Origin of the sequence: Shewanella sp. 5_MG-2023, from assembly GCF_030547465.1 — a bacterium.
Classification (GTDB): Bacteria; Pseudomonadota; Gammaproteobacteria; order Enterobacterales; family Shewanellaceae; genus Shewanella.
Genome location: NZ_JAUORC010000046.1, coordinates 1 through 15,728, shown reverse-complemented (window position 1 = coordinate 15,728; position 15,728 = coordinate 1). Strand labels below are relative to the sequence as shown.

General features: G+C 39.1%; 13 protein-coding genes and 1 tRNA gene. 6 read left to right on the top strand and 8 right to left on the bottom strand.

The window, feature by feature from the left end; genetic code table 11:
• Positions 1–599: 599 nt before the first annotated feature.
• Positions 600–830, bottom strand: coding sequence for a helix-turn-helix domain-containing protein (locus Q4557_RS19175; RefSeq protein ID WP_102520068.1), 231 nt, complete (start codon positions 828–830; stop codon positions 600–602).
• 100 nt (positions 831–930) lie between these two features.
• Here Q4557_RS19175 and Q4557_RS19170 point away from each other — a divergent pair, with 100 nt between their 5' ends.
• From Q4557_RS19170 to cas6f, 6 genes are all read left to right on the top strand, one after another.
• Positions 931–1,458 carry a hypothetical protein gene (locus Q4557_RS19170; RefSeq protein WP_102520069.1) on the top strand — a complete coding sequence of 176 codons (528 nt, stop codon included), beginning with the start codon at positions 931–933 and terminating at the stop codon, positions 1,456–1,458.
• 7 nt (positions 1,459–1,465) lie between these two features.
• Complete coding sequence (locus Q4557_RS19165; RefSeq protein WP_102520070.1) at positions 1,466–2,854, top strand: DEAD/DEAH box helicase; 1,389 nt, start codon at positions 1,466–1,468, stop codon at positions 2,852–2,854.
• 88 nt (positions 2,855–2,942) lie between these two features.
• Positions 2,943–4,118, top strand: a complete 1,176-nt coding sequence (locus tag Q4557_RS19160) for a TniQ family protein (protein WP_102520071.1) — start codon at positions 2,943–2,945, stop codon at positions 4,116–4,118.
• Positions 4,118–6,073: a type I-F CRISPR-associated protein Csy2 gene (locus tag Q4557_RS19155; RefSeq protein WP_102520072.1), complete on the top strand. Its 1,956-nt coding sequence runs from the start codon at positions 4,118–4,120 to the stop codon at positions 6,071–6,073. Before Q4557_RS19160 ends, Q4557_RS19155 begins: the two co-directional genes overlap by 1 nt.
• Positions 6,024–7,061 carry a type I-F CRISPR-associated protein Csy3 gene (gene csy3 / locus Q4557_RS19150; RefSeq protein WP_102520073.1) on the top strand — a complete coding sequence of 346 codons (1,038 nt, stop codon included), beginning with the start codon at positions 6,024–6,026 and terminating at the stop codon, positions 7,059–7,061. Before Q4557_RS19155 ends, csy3 begins: the two co-directional genes overlap by 50 nt.
• Before the next feature lie 2 nt (positions 7,062–7,063).
• Positions 7,064–7,663: a type I-F CRISPR-associated endoribonuclease Cas6/Csy4 gene (gene cas6f / locus Q4557_RS19145; RefSeq protein ID WP_102520074.1), complete on the top strand. Its 600-nt coding sequence runs from the start codon at positions 7,064–7,066 to the stop codon at positions 7,661–7,663.
• A 409-nt stretch (positions 7,664–8,072) separates the two neighbouring features.
• On the opposite strand, the gene Q4557_RS19140 is transcribed toward cas6f, so the two are convergent.
• The 7 genes from Q4557_RS19140 to Q4557_RS19110 all read right to left on the bottom strand — a co-directional run bounded on the left by Q4557_RS19140 (position 8,073) and on the right by Q4557_RS19110 (position 15,728).
• Positions 8,073–9,053 (bottom strand): TniB family NTP-binding protein, encoded by a 981-nt coding sequence (locus Q4557_RS19140; RefSeq protein WP_102520076.1) that lies wholly within the window; start codon positions 9,051–9,053, stop codon positions 8,073–8,075.
• A gap of 12 nt (positions 9,054–9,065) precedes the next feature.
• Complete coding sequence (locus tag Q4557_RS19135) at positions 9,066–10,889, bottom strand: Mu transposase C-terminal domain-containing protein (RefSeq protein ID WP_102520077.1); 1,824 nt, start codon at positions 10,887–10,889, stop codon at positions 9,066–9,068.
• On the bottom strand, positions 10,882–11,562 hold the full coding sequence (locus Q4557_RS19130) for a TnsA endonuclease N-terminal domain-containing protein (protein WP_102520078.1): 681 nt from the start codon (positions 11,560–11,562) through the stop codon (positions 10,882–10,884). Before Q4557_RS19130 ends, Q4557_RS19135 begins: the two co-directional genes overlap by 8 nt.
• Before the next feature lie 136 nt (positions 11,563–11,698).
• Positions 11,699–12,829 carry a sodium ion-translocating decarboxylase subunit beta gene (locus Q4557_RS19125; RefSeq protein WP_303414827.1) on the bottom strand — a complete coding sequence of 377 codons (1,131 nt, stop codon included), beginning with the start codon at positions 12,827–12,829 and terminating at the stop codon, positions 11,699–11,701.
• Between the two features lie 8 nt (positions 12,830–12,837).
• Entirely contained in the window at positions 12,838–14,625 is a 1,788-nt protein-coding gene (gene oadA / locus Q4557_RS19120) for a sodium-extruding oxaloacetate decarboxylase subunit alpha (protein WP_102438092.1), read from the bottom strand.
• Positions 14,626–14,642: 17 nt separating this feature from the next.
• Positions 14,643–14,891 (bottom strand): OadG family protein, encoded by a 249-nt coding sequence (locus Q4557_RS19115; protein ID WP_076542995.1) that lies wholly within the window; start codon positions 14,889–14,891, stop codon positions 14,643–14,645.
• Between the two features lie 760 nt (positions 14,892–15,651).
• A tRNA-Arg gene (locus tag Q4557_RS19110) sits at positions 15,652–15,728 on the bottom strand.

The window sequence follows — 15,728 nt, the reverse complement described above, 5'->3', positions numbered from 1 at the left end:
TAGTGGTGACAAGTTAATGAAGAAAGATGGCTGGCTTTGTGGGTATTCAATATCTGGTCGCAAGCGCCTAGCCTGCTCAAATGCGGATTTGTAATCACAAAGCGTATCGTCCATATCGATATAAACAATTTTCATCTTAGCCTTTCTCCTTCTAAGTAACATGAATACGGGGTCTTAGCCTTTTTCTGCTACGACAACACCTTGTCCAGTGAGCGCGTAGTTCGAACGCTAGCCTTGATGAATTGCACAAAACTGGCTGCTTATTTTGCATTATTTGCTTGAGCTGGGATGGTGCTTTCGACTTGAGGAAAAGTAAATCAGACTTTTGAGTCTTAAAATTTGATTCAATCCCTTTCTAACAAACTTTGGGGCAGTAGTTAGTCCTTAAACCTGCTTCTTCACTAAAATCGCCAAAAAATATCAAACTATATTATAAATGATCAAACCCTATTAAGAATTATCAAACTTTAATATAAACACACAGGCACGTAATTCCTAGATGTGTTAATCGGGTCAGCGTCTGATATAAAAAGGCTCAAATCCCTGATTAGCATTAAAACCTACTTTATGCACGCTACAATCAGATACCCTAAAATGTTCTACTCTTCTTGCGAATAATCAATTTCAGGCAGTAAATCTGCTGGCTGGCATTCTAACGCTTTAGCAATCGCATAGAGTTTATCAAGAGTGATGTTTACTTCTCCTCGATCAATTCGTCCAACATAGCTTCTGTCAATATCGGTCAAATTTGCTAATTTATCTTGAGAAATTTTTTTCATTTTTCTCATAGTTCTGAGTTTTTCACTGAATTTTTCAAGTAGTTCGCTCATTGGTAAAGCCTTATATCCAAAAAGCCGAACTATTTCACATTGCGGATTATAATATCACGGACTATAATCCCACGGTTTATAATCCTTACCCAAGCTTACTATGCGATTGAATCCTGTTGTTGCCCAAATTATTTCTGCACCTAACTTTGACCACTTTCTAACCCTTGAAGTGAGATCTGCATATCTGGCGCTTAGTGCTGATAAAACAATAAACCCCAATGAAGCTCGTCGTTATGTATATGGCGAATTGATCAAATTAGTTAACCATGGTTGGCTTAGAAAGTCAGTGTCAAAGAAAAAAGAAATCACGAGGTTTGTCAAAACAGATTTGTTTGTTCCCATAGAAATCGAGGCGCTTACTAACGCTGACGATTTTAAAAAGGCAGACAAGAATGAAGACGATAACCATGATACCAAGTTAATTGATGAACTATTTATGCGACTAAATAACTACAAAACCGACTTGCTTGCAGGGCTTGGAGAGGTGGACGAGTATAAGCTGCTTTGTGAGCAATTCCCATACTTACGTAAGGAACTCCAGCCTAAATATAACAAAGTGAGAGAAGCAAACAGCAAGTTATTGGGCAGTATCAAGGCAATTGAGTCGGTACTATCGAAATTGGTATAGGGCAATAATGAAATTAAGAAAATGGCAAGCTACCTGTATTGAACTAGCACTAAAGAAATACGGCCAGGGTGCACCGCATTTTTTGACCTTGGCAACGCCTGGCGCAGGCAAAACGATTATGGCATCGACGCTAGCCAAACGAATGCTTGAAAGAGATTTAGTTGATGTAATTTTATGTTTTTCGCCATCTGCGACTGTGTGTTTAGACTTTTGCGAAACACTTGAAATTGTTATAGGTGAGCGATTTGACGGGTTGCTAGGTGCTAGAGGACGATCAATGACTTATCAAAGTATGAAGTTTCTTGATTACAACTTTTGGCAGCTATTTGATTCATTTCGTGTTTTTGTCATTTTCGATGAGATACATCACTGTGCTGGTTCTTGTATTGAGAATGCCAATGCTTGGGGGGAGCAAGTCATTTTTAATATTCAGAACAGGGCAAAGCATACGCTGGCGTTGACAGGCACTCCATGGCGCTCTGATACGGCCCCTATCGTGCTTTCTCAATATTGCAGCCATAATCACAAGATTCATTGTGATTATGTGTATGGGCTTGCTGAGGCGATTAGAGATGGAGTTTGTCGGGTGCCTCAGATTATTGCAATAGACAATGACAATATTTCTGTGACGGAGCAATATGAAGGAAAGTCGTTCTCCAGCTTTAAGGAACTGCTGTCGCAATCTTTTTTTCCATATCTAGATGTGGTTCATAATGAAAAGGTAATACGTCACATAGTTGACCAAGCAAATTGCCGATTAGAAGCTCTGCGCAAAGTCAATCCTGATGCAGGAGGTTTAATCATTGCCAGTTCAGTAGAGCATGCAAATCAGATCCTTGAGATTATGCACTGTTACTTTGGTGAAACGGCTATGGTTATTACCTACCGCGAAGATGCACCGACGTCTTTAATTCATCAATTTAGAAATTGCACTTCTAAGTGGGTGATATCGGTGGGCATGATCTCTGAAGGGACGAATATCCCGCGCCTACAGGTGTGCTGCCACTTAACTAACATTAAAACTGAAATGCACTATCGGCAGATCTTAGGGCGAATTTTACGCCGTACTGACATCACTAATCAAAAAGCATATTTATATATGCCAGCAGAACCGAAGCTTGTTGAGTATGCTTATCGGGTGGCTCTGGATATTCCTGATGAAGCAGATGTAATAAAACTTGAGAAGATGACTGCCGAGATCAGCAACACGACCCCAAGAAAAGCAGTACTTACTTCTATGTCGACAGTTTCACTAAAATTAGACGATGAAGCATTTTATTTGTCTCAAGCCGAAACGCAAGGTTCTAGCATCAGCACACTGACTGAAACTTATGAAAAGATGATAAATATTGTTGGCCGTTTTAAGAGTGAAACAATTGATTTAGGCTTAATTTAGAAAAAAATGCAATAAACCCGAGGAGCTACTATGCTGAAAAGTAACAATAAGAATTCGCCTCGATACATCAAAAGGATTTAGCTCATTAATGTTTCTGCAAAGACCTCAACCATTTAACGATGAAACCCTTGAGAGCTATTTTATTCGTGTAGCCAATAAAAATGGATATAGTGACATTCACCGATTTTTGTTGGCTACTAAAAAGTTTTTACAAGAAATCGACCACTGCAAGTTTAGCACCTTTCCCACTGATATCACCTTAATCAACCCTTGTTCCTCAAAATATCATTCTACTGCCCGTACACATAGCCTTTTGAAATTAAGTCAACTAACTTTTAACGAACCATCAGAGCTTTTAGGCTTAGCGATAAATCGTTCATTAATGAAATTTTCTCCAGATTTCTCAGCCTTAATAAGAGGTTCTGAAGTTTTCCCCAGGTATTTTTTACGAACAAAGCAAATACCTTGTTGCCCGCTTTGCTTGGCAGAGCATGGGCACGCAAATTACTTATGGCATTTGTCAGGTTACGACTACTGTCATAAACACAAAATCAAACTTATGTATGAATGCCTGTGCGGAACAGTTTATGACTATCGAAAAGATGGCCTATCAGGCATTTGTAGTGACTGTGGTAAACCAGTGGCCTGGGATGAGGCTGAACATGATAAAGACAAAGTCGCGATTGCTATCTGGTTAGCTGGGGAGGACATAACACCTCTACCGAGTGTCCCTGCAAGTCACCGTTGGGGGTTGCTGCACTGGTGGCAAAATATAGAAAAAGATGAAACCAAAAGCTTTTTGGTATTTTGGCAATGTTGGCCTAAATCTTTTGACGAAATCATCGAGGAACGTATTCAATTTAATCTTCAATACGCTGTTGTTGAAAGAAGCCAACTGAGAGTAAAAGACTTGCTTGGTTCTTTGTTTTTCGGCTCTATTCATCTACCAAGCAGGGATTTACAGTCTAACGTCATTTTAAAACAGCTTTTTAGTTATCTTGAAAACCATCTGTGGGAAAATTCTGGGTTATTGGCTGAACTAAGAATTAATGCTCTAGAGACATGCTTACTGCTAAATTGCTCAATTGAACAAATAGCATCAATGATTAAGCAAAAACTGCTCACACCAAACTGCCGAACAAACAATAACACCCCATTAAATTCAACCAGTTACATTTTTACTCTTGGCGATATTTATTGTCTCTGGCTATCTGAGTTTCAAACTCCCGAGTTTAATAGATCACACTATATTTCGAGGTGGTAATGGCTACACTAAAAGAAATTCTTCAAAGTGATATCGATGACCTTACCAAAATACTGAGAAATGCTTTTCGTCCTCTATCACCTGCTGTGGATATCTCGGCAGACCCTCAAACTGCATTAACCATTCTGATCAACTTAACGGACAACGTTAATTTACAAAAAGATTTGCTCAATCCTAATACATGCGCAGCCAAATTAAGAGATGATAAATGGTGGGCTGATTGTCTTGAAACAGCATCAAATCGCCAAAGCCACAATGTAAAATACCCTGATATTCGCGCTACAGGATTAATCAGAGCGACCCCAATCGGTGAGTTACCACCTTTCACTCTCTCTTCTAGCAATCTCCCCCCAATTGATTGGAGCTATTCTAAAAATTCAAACTGTGTGAACCAGGCAGTATTCTTAACTAGTGAATTTATTTGGAATAACCAACAAACCTGCTTGACACTCATACTTAAGGACGTTAAACACCCTATTTGGCTAATATTAATGAAATTGGGATGTACAAAGAAAAGACAAAAGCAGATAGCAAATAGCTTGTCTAAAATTCCAAACCAAACAATTGAAGCAGAATTGCAATATAACTATCTAAAGCATGTCATCTTTCCTGACGACGCTAATTCATATGTAACGTTATCTCCAGTACCATCCCAATCACTACAAAGCCATGTTTACCAAGCTCTTGAAAATGAATACCAGCTAACAGCTAGAACTTGGTTTAAAAGAGCTACCAATATGGGGTGTTTAGCGATGACGTGCGCAGGAGCATTTAAAACGATTAAAAGCATCCCTAATATTGAAGGGAGTCGCCATCATTACCTGAAAGAGATACCCTATTGGTTAACTAAGTCAGTATTTAAATCTCTTAGTCTATATGCAGAAAGTGGGCAGTGGGTACTAACTAAAAACGATTTAAAACAAAGGATTAATTTGGTTACTGATGATATTAAATCAGCATTATCCTTGTGGATAAACCAAGTAGATTCAAATCAAAAATCTGCGACTCAGTTAGCCGAAGAGCTTAATTTTGAACTGGCGTCTTCTCCATTCACTGCTCGACTTTCATATGACTACAAGTTGACGAAACTATTTACTAACATTTTTAATCAATTCAAAATTGACCGCTCACTAACCCCCTTAGCATTGAACAATTCGTCACACGGTAAATTTTTACTATTACCATGCCTAAGAATAAGGGCGGCATCAGCATTGAACACTCCTTATAGCTTGGGACTGCCCTCATTAATGGCGTTTTTTGGGTTTATTCATGCTCTTGAACGCAAACTATTAGAAATTAACTCCGAATATAGCGTCGATAGTTTTGCAATCTGTATCCACTCAATTAGTTTGAATAAGCGTGGACTCACTAAAGAATCAATTCTCAAAAGTAATAAACAAATTTCCCCCCCAGCAACGCAGGATGAATGGCAATGTGATATCGAGGTGAGTGTTTTGATCCAGTGTCAGTCTGCATTAAATATATCTAGTACAGCGCTTTTCAAAATTATGCCCAAAACTCTGGCCAGAGGCTCGATTAAGATCCCGATTGATAAAATACAAACCCTACAATCATACTCGTCTGCAACATCTGCCATTAAAGCTATTGAACAAACAGGAGGTAAATGGCTTTCACTCCACGAAAAGAAGAAGCTAGAAAATATTAACGACATAATAGAAGAATTAAAAAAAGATCGAAGGCTATTCTTAAATACTATCGGCTATCACCTACTTGAAGTACCCAAAGAAAAGCAACTCGCTTTAAAGGGCTATAACCATGCATTTGCCGAAAACATTTTAGCTCTAATAAGAGTTGTGTCGGTTAGTGAAAAATCGAATTTAGATGATATTTTTTGGCTATACAAATATGAGCAATCTGGCCCAAGGTTATTAACAAGGAGTCTACATGAAACTGCCAAAACACCTAGCGTATCAAGCATCTATAGATCCATCTGATGTCATATTTTTAGTAGTATGGCCTGACGGTAGTAAAACACCATTAAAAATACATAGCCGAAAGATTAATGGCTTGAAAGAAGGGAGTGCTTCAGCTTATAGAGACAATGGAGATATTGATACCACAATAAATACTGCTCAGCTTGCCGAAGGCAACATACATGAAATAGATTTCTGCAACATACCTTTTGGAGCAAAAGCGTTGGAATGCTTATTTTCTGTTTCTTTTATTCCAAAACTACTTGAACCCTATAAATGCTCTGATGACCAAGTAAAGCAACAACTCTCTAAATTACTCTCTTTGTACACTAAAAAGATCGGTTTAAAAGAACTCATTACCCGTTACTTAATCAATATTTGCAATGGTAGTTGGTTATGGGAAAACTCTTCTAGAGCCTATTCAACAGACATCGAGATTACACCTTGGCCTTGGGATCATGGCCCGCTTGTTTTTGAAAATATTAGAAAAAAATATCCTGACTCCAACATTTTTAGAGACGAAAAACACTGGAGTGAATTAGTACAATTGATTACCAATACACTAACAACATCGAATGAGCTTTGTGTTTTAGAAGTCAAAGCCACCATGCAATTTCCAACCTGCGCAACTATTCGTCCTAGCCAAGCCTTTAAAGAGTCAGCAAAGCGCGAAAAAAATCGAGTTTATCAATCTACAGAAATTAATGATCAGACTTCGCCAATTTTTGGTTGTTTCAAAACTGGCGCAGCTATCGCAATGATCGATGATTGGTATCCCAATGCAGAAAAAATGATCAGAGTTGGTCATTATGGTGTCGATAAGCACAATACGATGTGTTACCGCGCGCCAGAAACAGGTAAAGATTTATTCTCCTTACTCAAGCGCTCGGATGAATTTGTAGACACGCTAAATAGTGAAGAAATAATGACAAATGAAACCATCAAAGACTTGCATTTTGTTGTCGCAAACTTGATTAAAGGTGGCCTTTTCCAGCAAAAAGGAAGTTAATTATGCAATGGTATTTTAAAACCGTTACTTTTTTGCCTGAAAAAAGAAATAATGAATTATTAGTTGCACGCTGCCTCAAAATTTTGCATGGATTTAATTATCGGCATAATACTAGAAAAATTGGTGTATCTTTCCCTTGTTGGGAAGAACAAACCATTGGTAGAAAAATATCGTTTGTTAGTACAGCAAAAGAAATTCTTACGGAACTGCTTACTCAGCCCTATTTTTTGCAGATGCTAGAACTGGAATATTTCAGTATTTCTGAGCTCCAAGCTGTGCCTAACAACTGTAACTACGCCATGTTCAAACGATCTTGTTATGTTGATAAATATACACCTTCCGTAATTGCTAAAAGATTGAGAAGGATTGAAAGAAGGGCTCTGGCCCGAGGTGAATATTTTGATCCGAAGAAATACGATTCAAACACAAGTCTTTCGATTGATCACTACCATGTAATTCAAGAGTACAGCCAAAGTAATGACAATGAATTCCGAATCAATATTCAGATGTATCAACGAGACAAAATAGAAGGTTCTGGAGTATTCAGTAGCTATGGCCTTGCAAATTTTGATAATTCGTATCAAAGCGTTCCTTTTGTTTAACATATCCTTTATTTTTTACCACCACATAACCCATTGAAATTTAATTGAAAAGACAAGTATTTATAAAAAAGGGTTGTGAAACCAATTTCAACAAACTAAGCTAAAAATCAAGTGCTTAAGCAATGCCCGTTATAGTGCTCGGCCGCATAGGCCGCTAATAATTCAAAACAATGCTCAACCATACGCACCTCAGCGTGCTCGGCCGCATAGGCCGCTAATAATATGGATAACTGCAGTGTGTCATATGAAGGAATGTGCTCGGCCGCATAGGCCGCTAATAATATGGGCCCCAACGTCGCTGGTGTGCTAGGTTGGAATACGGCCGAATAGGCCGATAGGAGCTAACAAGGAAGAAAAGCATTAAACCTTAGAGTATTTAGAGTTCTACTCAGCCTGAATCGATTAAATATTAGATAGTTAAGTCAGAATGGACTTTGACTTTTCTATTTCGGTTATTCCTAAAATAATCTTCCCAACCAATAATGTTAGAGGGGTCAGCTAGCATCTCTTTCGTTACTGATGTTTTAAATGGGTTTTTCCAAGTCGATGGCTTATCACCTGAAGATAGCTCTGAAGCATAAAGAAAATCACCTTCTGTGAGGCAATCTTCATTATTCTCAATAGCATGAACTGAAGCATGATAAATCAGATTTCTCAATGAACGCATATTCCCTTGAGAAAACGCATAAAGCTTTTTCTGCATTAATGCAGTGTCCAAGCCTGAGCGTTTATTAAATGGTAACGCTTCATCAAGCCTCTTAAGAAAACCTTCAAAAATAGCCTTTTCATTTAGATAACTAAAAGGTCTCAGATGAAACTGAATTGAGAATCTCCCATTGAGTTGACTATTTGCATCTAAAACCACTTTAGAATATGGCATTCCAAACAAAATAATAGGACATTTAGATTTATTGATGAGCATCTTCAACCAATCACCAACCCGAGCTAATATCTTGTTAGATGTTTTTTCCACCAAATGTTGGAATTCGTCGATGATTATGAGCTCAACTTTTAAGTCTTTAACCAGCTGTACTATTCTATGGGTCAATATTGCGATATCTGTTTCATATAAAGCTAAAGGATCATTGATTGCGAGCAGCATTTCTCTGGCAGCATCAACAGGTTTCGCGTTCTCTGGAAGCTCTATATACCACACAGGAAGTACGTCGCCAGTATGTGTAGAATCACCTGGATTATTTTTCAAATACTTTTTTATAATTGATGTTTTCCCAACTCCGGATGCACCATAGACCATCATACATGATGGTTCAGATTCGCGATCAGAGTACTCTCGACAACGCTCTACATGCTTTAAAATTTGTGTAACATTAGGCGTAGAAATGAAAGCTTTTCTCGCTTTTTGAGCACGAATATAATCATTATTATCCATAACCTCCCCCTGCTACACATAATCAACATCCCAGTCAGAGCTATCAATATTATCCGTATTGTTGACACTTCGATCCTTATTGGGAAGTGCTACTTCAGCTTTTTGTACTGATTTGGCTCGGGCCGAATTCTCTTGGTAGCGAGCTCCACGTCGTTTACTCCTAAGGGCTGTCTTCTTTTTAAAAATTGAATCATCTACAATTTTTTCAATCGTTAATTCGGCATCAATTTCATCATTTATATCATATTCAACTCGATTAAGGTTGGCTTTTATCTCAAGGTTTTTCTTATGTTGCCAATAGGATACCTTACAAGCATATTCGTACTCTATTGCAGGTACTTCAAAATATTCTTCATTATCTTCATCTTGAACCCAAATAACCCCCATATTTTCGGGGTTATATTTTAAATTCACTTTATGATCGCCTTTCTTGCCTCGATATTCAGCAAGTCTTTCACTGCTATATGTGAGCCCTGTGCAAACAGTGATACCTTCTTTTCGGAGCGTTTTTCTATCAAACTTAGCAAATCTAAAATCAAGCTCCTGTGGTGTACCTTTAAATTCGTTCGGCCCCCACATTTTGCAGCCTCGTCTCCAAGCTACATTTGGACAGTTTGTTCCTCGTGAATTCGGTTTTTTATGATAAATATCAATTAACCAAATCAAATAGATTCTTGTAATATCTTTTATAGTTAAGCTTGCTTCACTGACTGAGTCATAGCCTTCACGTTTCAAGTAACTACTAAAAGCTTTCCCAGGAAGATCATCAAGTAAAGATGTATTACTCGTACCAAACTGACGTTCAACTGAAGGTTTGTTGTCAGGGGTTTCAACTTTATTTTGATGAATGTTTATAAGCAAACTTTCACAAGCTTTTGCAAATCCATCGGAGAGAAACTCTTTTCCGTTATCAGTTACCACCAAGTCTGGAATACCGTAACAAAGCCATTCATTTTTTACCTCAGGAAATCGAGAAAGTAACTCGTCTTTTGATAAAATGGTATTTTTCAATGCTAATGCAACTGATACGTAACTTGGCGGTTCAAACCCCAAATAAAATCCCACCACAGCTTTGCTATAACAATCAACTAGTTGAGTTAAATATGGGCGTCCAATAGGAGCACCACTATCATCATGGATAACAAAAAGATCAAGCACCGTGTGATCTATTTCAACTCTCTCCATTACATATGAAGTTAAAATTTTCTTGCCCATTCGACGAAACTCACGTTTCGCCACTCGCTCCCCCTTCAGCGCAACAAGCTTTTCAAAAGGAGTAATTTTATGAACCCGCTTACGGATCGATTCATAGTTGGGATATTTTAAACTTGTTTCGTGAGATAAGTTATATACTCGGATTTTTTTCCTGACTCTACGTAATGCTGCAACAATGCTGATCTGTTTCGCTGAAATAACAGCGTCAATAGCTTGATCCATAAACTCTGAAACGATCGTTGACACCTTTATATCTCTGTTACCGCGCTTCTTGATATTAGGAGCTAAAGAAACTGGGTCATAATCTGATTTTTTAAATTTAAGCCACCAACGATAAATAGTGATTGCACTCGGAATTTTTTTATCACTTTCCCTTTGTAATTCAACCCTAAGGGGCTCAATTGTTTTGGTTGTGATATTGTCACATCTTTGACTTACCAGCTTTAATAGTTTTAATCGAAACCTTGCTTCATCTGCAATCTCATCACTAAACGCTGTAAAATCTTTGTAAGTTTTACCACCGATTTCTTCGTTAATCTCTTGAAATAAAGAAAAATCATCATCTTTTGAGCACGCTCCTGAGTTTTGAGGATTGAACCGAGCTATAGATGTCTTAGGCATAATTTAATACCGTCTGATTGGTTAATGGCATCTCCAAGTCAGCGTCAAGGAGACACCTAGCTAAAAGGTCACACACCATAGGCATTATGCCCACACGATTCATGCCGATTTTATGCATTAACGACTCTACATTTTGAGAACCAAAATCACTTAGAATAGAAAGAATGGCTTGTTGATAATGAGTTAAATCATCTCGTGACGCATAACGATGAAGAAGCTTAAGATTCTTAAGAAGCTGAGTATCTCTTATTTCTGACTCCTTCAGTAACTCCAACGGAATCCCAAGTTGTTCAGCAGCACGCTTTTTTGCTTCAAATTCGCGTTTAAAACTTTCGGAGTCAGTTTCTGAATTTGTCTTCACCTCAAAGAGGACAAACTCTCCAGCATTAAATTCAGCAAGAAAGTCTGGAACATAGGTTCGTTTTTTTCCATCTAAAAGATAATTGTATCTTATCGGTTGAGAACAAAACCTTCTGATACTTTTATCAAAGTCAAAATGAAAGCAGGCATCGAACTCTAATGTAGATTCAACTGAAATCCTTTGCCCGCTCTTAGTACTTACATACCTGTGTATGTTTTTTCCACGGGACTTAGTTAAATTTCTGGCGGGTTCATAAAAAGCACTTTTAAGCGCTTCATTTACAACTTCTGGAGAGGATAAGCACGCTTTCACAAAATGTTGCCTCTTTAATCATATGTAGTAAACTTACTCAAGTATGGTTAAAAAAGAGGCAATATCAAGTTATAGTTGGATAAAATATCAATTTATGGTCATAAATATCACTTTATGGTTGTATCGACAACTCTGGTTAGCCTAATACCGCAAGTAGTACACCTGCAGCAACAGCACTACCTAATACACCAGCCACGTTTGGCCCCATAGCATGCATCAGCAAGAAGTTTTGGTTATTAGCTTCAAGACCTACCTTGTTAACAACGCGCGCCGCCATCGGCACTGCAGAAACTCCTGCTGCGCCAATCAATGGGTTAACTTTGCCACCAGATAGCTTAGACATGAACTTCGCCATTAATACCCCTGAAGCAGTACCAATACTAAATGCCACGGCACCTAAAATAAGAATACCCAAGGTTTCAATGCGTAAGAACTGTTCTGCCTGTAATTTAGAGCCTACAGCTAAACCTAAAAAGATAGTCACAATATTGATAAGCTCGTTTTGCGCGGTAGAAGATAGTCTATCAACCACGCCAGACTCACGCATTAAGTTACCTAAACAGAACATGCCCACTAAAGGCGACGCCGCTGGTAGGAACAAAATCGTTAGACCGACAACCATCAAGGGAAAGATAACTTTCTCTTTCTTACTGACTTCACGTAGCTGCTCCATTTTGATGCTACGCTCTGACTCATTGGTTAATAGACGCATAATTGGCGGCTGAATTAACGGCACTAATGCCATGTATGAATAAGCTGCAACAGCAATCGCACCTAATAAATCAGGGGCTAGTTTTGAGGCTAAGAAAATCGCAGTTGGACCATCTGCACCACCAATAATCGCAATGGCTGCGGCGTCAGTCATGCTGAACTCAAAACCCGGCACCACATTAAGAGCAATTGCACCTAATAAAGTCGCAAATATCCCGAATTGGGCTGCAGCGCCCAACAATAAGGTTTTTGGGTTAGCGATTAATGCACCAAAATCGGTTAATGCCCCCACGCCCATGAAAATCAGTAATGGAAATATGCCGGTCTCAATGCCCACATGGTAGGCGTACCAAAGTAAGCCGCCTTCTTCAGTGAAACCCGCATTTGGAATATTCGCCAGTATGGCACCAAACCCAATAGGCAATAATAGTAATGGCTCGAAGCCTTTTGCTATTGCGAGATACAGTAATAAACCGCCTATTGCCATCATAAATAATTGATCAAGAGCGAAGTTAGCAATGCCTGTCTCAGACCAAAAGGCCAGTAATCCTTCCATGCTATCTCCTACGCTAATGCTAACAATGGTGAACCAACCGAAACGGCATCACCTTGCTTAACTGAAATATTTTTGATGAAACCTGTTATTGCTGCGCGCACTTCAGTTTCCATTTTCATTGCTTCAAGGATTAACACCACATCACCTTCATTGACGTGATCGCCATCGTTTACCAATACTTTAAAAATATTACCCGACAGCGGTGCATTCATGGTGGCTTTCACTTCATCGCTCACAGGTGCAGCAGCAACAGTTGGAGCAACGGCAGCAGGTGCTGCTGATGTCGGCACGATCTGGCTGATATCGCCTCCTTCGCTTACCTCAACCACAAAGCTTTGTCCTTGCACATTAACAGTGTAGGTTTCAGCGCCTTTTTCAGCTTTAGCCGCAGGCACGGCCATATCATCAGCACTTGGCACTGGCTCAAAGGCATCAGGGTTACCGCGATTAGTCAGGAACTTAAGACCAATTTGATTAAATAGGGCATAGGTCATTACATCATCATCAGTTTCTGCGGCTAATGTAATACCGTCTTTCTTAGCGATGTCAGCAAGCTCGCTGCGAAGCTTATCTAATTCAGGTTCAATTAAATCTGCAGGGCGACAAGTAATAGCCTCTGCGCCATTTAATACCCGTGCTTGCAGCTCGGCATTAACCGGAGCCGGCGTTGCACCGTATTCGCCTTTCAGTACACCTTCGGTTTCTTTAGCTAAGGTTTTATAACGCTCGCCCATTAAGACATTAATCACTGACTGGGTGCCGACAATTTGCGAGGTTGGTGTAACCAATGGCAAAAAGCCAAGATCTTCACGCACACGAGGGATCTCTTCTAACACCTCATCCATTTTATCTGCAGCGCCCTGCTCTTTGAGCTGGTTTTCCATGTTAGTTAACATGCCACCTGGCACTTGTGCACGAAGAATACGTGAATCAATGCCTTTAAGCGCCCCTTCAAAACGGGCATATTTCTTACGTACTTCTCTAAAGTAAGCGGCAATTTCTTCTAATGCTGCCATGTCGTAACCCGTGGCGCGGCCCGAGTCTTCTGCCATAGCAACTAATGTTTCAGTAGCTGAATGGCCATAGGTTTGGCTCATGGTTGAAATCGCGGTATCAAGAATATCAACACCAGCCTCAATGGCTTTTTGATAGGTTGCAGTACTTAAACCCGTTGTAGCATGACAATGCATAGAAACGGTTAAGTCAGTTTGAGATTTTAAACGGCTGATAAGATCATAAGCTTGCATTGGCTTAAGTAAGCCTGCCATATCCTTGATGCACAGTGAGTCACAGCCCATGTCTTCAAGGTTTTTAGCCATATCAACCCAAGTATCTACGTTATGAACTGGGCTGCTAGTAAATGAAATCGTACCTTGTGCATGACCGCCGACTTGCTTAACTGCTTTAACCGCAGTTTCTAAGTTACGCACATCATTCATGGCATCGAAAATTCTGAAAACATCAACACCATTGGTATGGGCACGCTCAACAAAGCGGGTCACCACATCATCGGCGTAATGACGATAGCCTAATAAATTCTGACCACGCAATAGCATTTGCTGTGGTGTATTTGGCATCGCCTTTTTCAGCTCTCTGATACGATCCCAAGGGTCTTCGCCTAAATAACGAATACAAGAATCAAACGTAGCACCGCCCCAAGACTCTAAAGACCAAAAACCAATTTTATCCAGTAAAGGTGCAATAGGTAACATATCGTCTAAACGTAAGCGCGTGGCTAAAATAGATTGATGGGCGTCTCGTAATACTACATCTGTTAACGCTAAAGGCTTGCTCATGATAACTCCTAAACGATTTAATCTTTGGCACGATACTGGTGAATAGCAGAAGTGATAGCTGCTATTAACTTAGGATCAATTGATGTCGCAGCTGCGGGTACAGGTGTAGGCGCATTAGCAACAACAGGCTGAATGTCTGACTGACATAATCTAGCTACAAGATTAATGCCGATAATTAATATGCTTAAAAATATAAAAACTAAGCTCATCCCCATTATCATCATGCCCAAGGCATCCAATAATTGCTCGGATATTGATGATGTCATAAACCCTCTCTTGTCATTATGTGCAATTAAAAATTGCCCACAGGATCAGTTCCAATGTTTACACGTCAATAACGTCTGCTGAATAAATTGCACCAAAACGATGCGGCATCAACAAAAGGAATAATTATTCATTCAGCATAAGCTGTTTTTATTCCATTAAAATCCACCAGTTCAGCGATTAAACTACCCTGTGATTTTTTACCGACGAAAAATATAACCAATCTATAACAATTAATCCAACACCTTGTAAATTGGTCAGACCAAAATTAATAAGATTAAGCCCACCTTGGTGATAATTCGATAAAAATAGTTCACATATAATGAAGAATCTTCATTTTTGATTACTTTATCAGGAAAATGATAAGGTCATGACAAGATCTATATAAAAAGAGATATCAGAAATAAGAACAGCTATATTCACCAAAATTGTGCAGATGCTCTATTTAGCATAAATATGTAGTGGTTTTTGTAATTTATGGCTCATCATCAAGTTGTAGTTAAAATAAAAGCATACAAAACTAATTAACCAAGCTAAGTACAATTAATCAACTAGAGTGAACGTACTAACCAGCATGACTGAAGGATTTATCCAAATTTTGATGTAGTTCATTTCGACTTAAGATCTAAAGCAGGTTAGCGACATTTGAGTGAGTGTGAAGTAGGTATATTGGCAGGAAAACTTAAAGTCACTTTAATATGACTGACTGGATTTTAGGCATAAAAAAAGCCCTGTAGATAACTACAGGGCTTTTTCTAATACTGGTGCGGATGGGAGGATTCGAACCTCCGACCGCCTGGTTCGTAGCCAGGTACTCTATCCAGCTGAGCTACATCCGC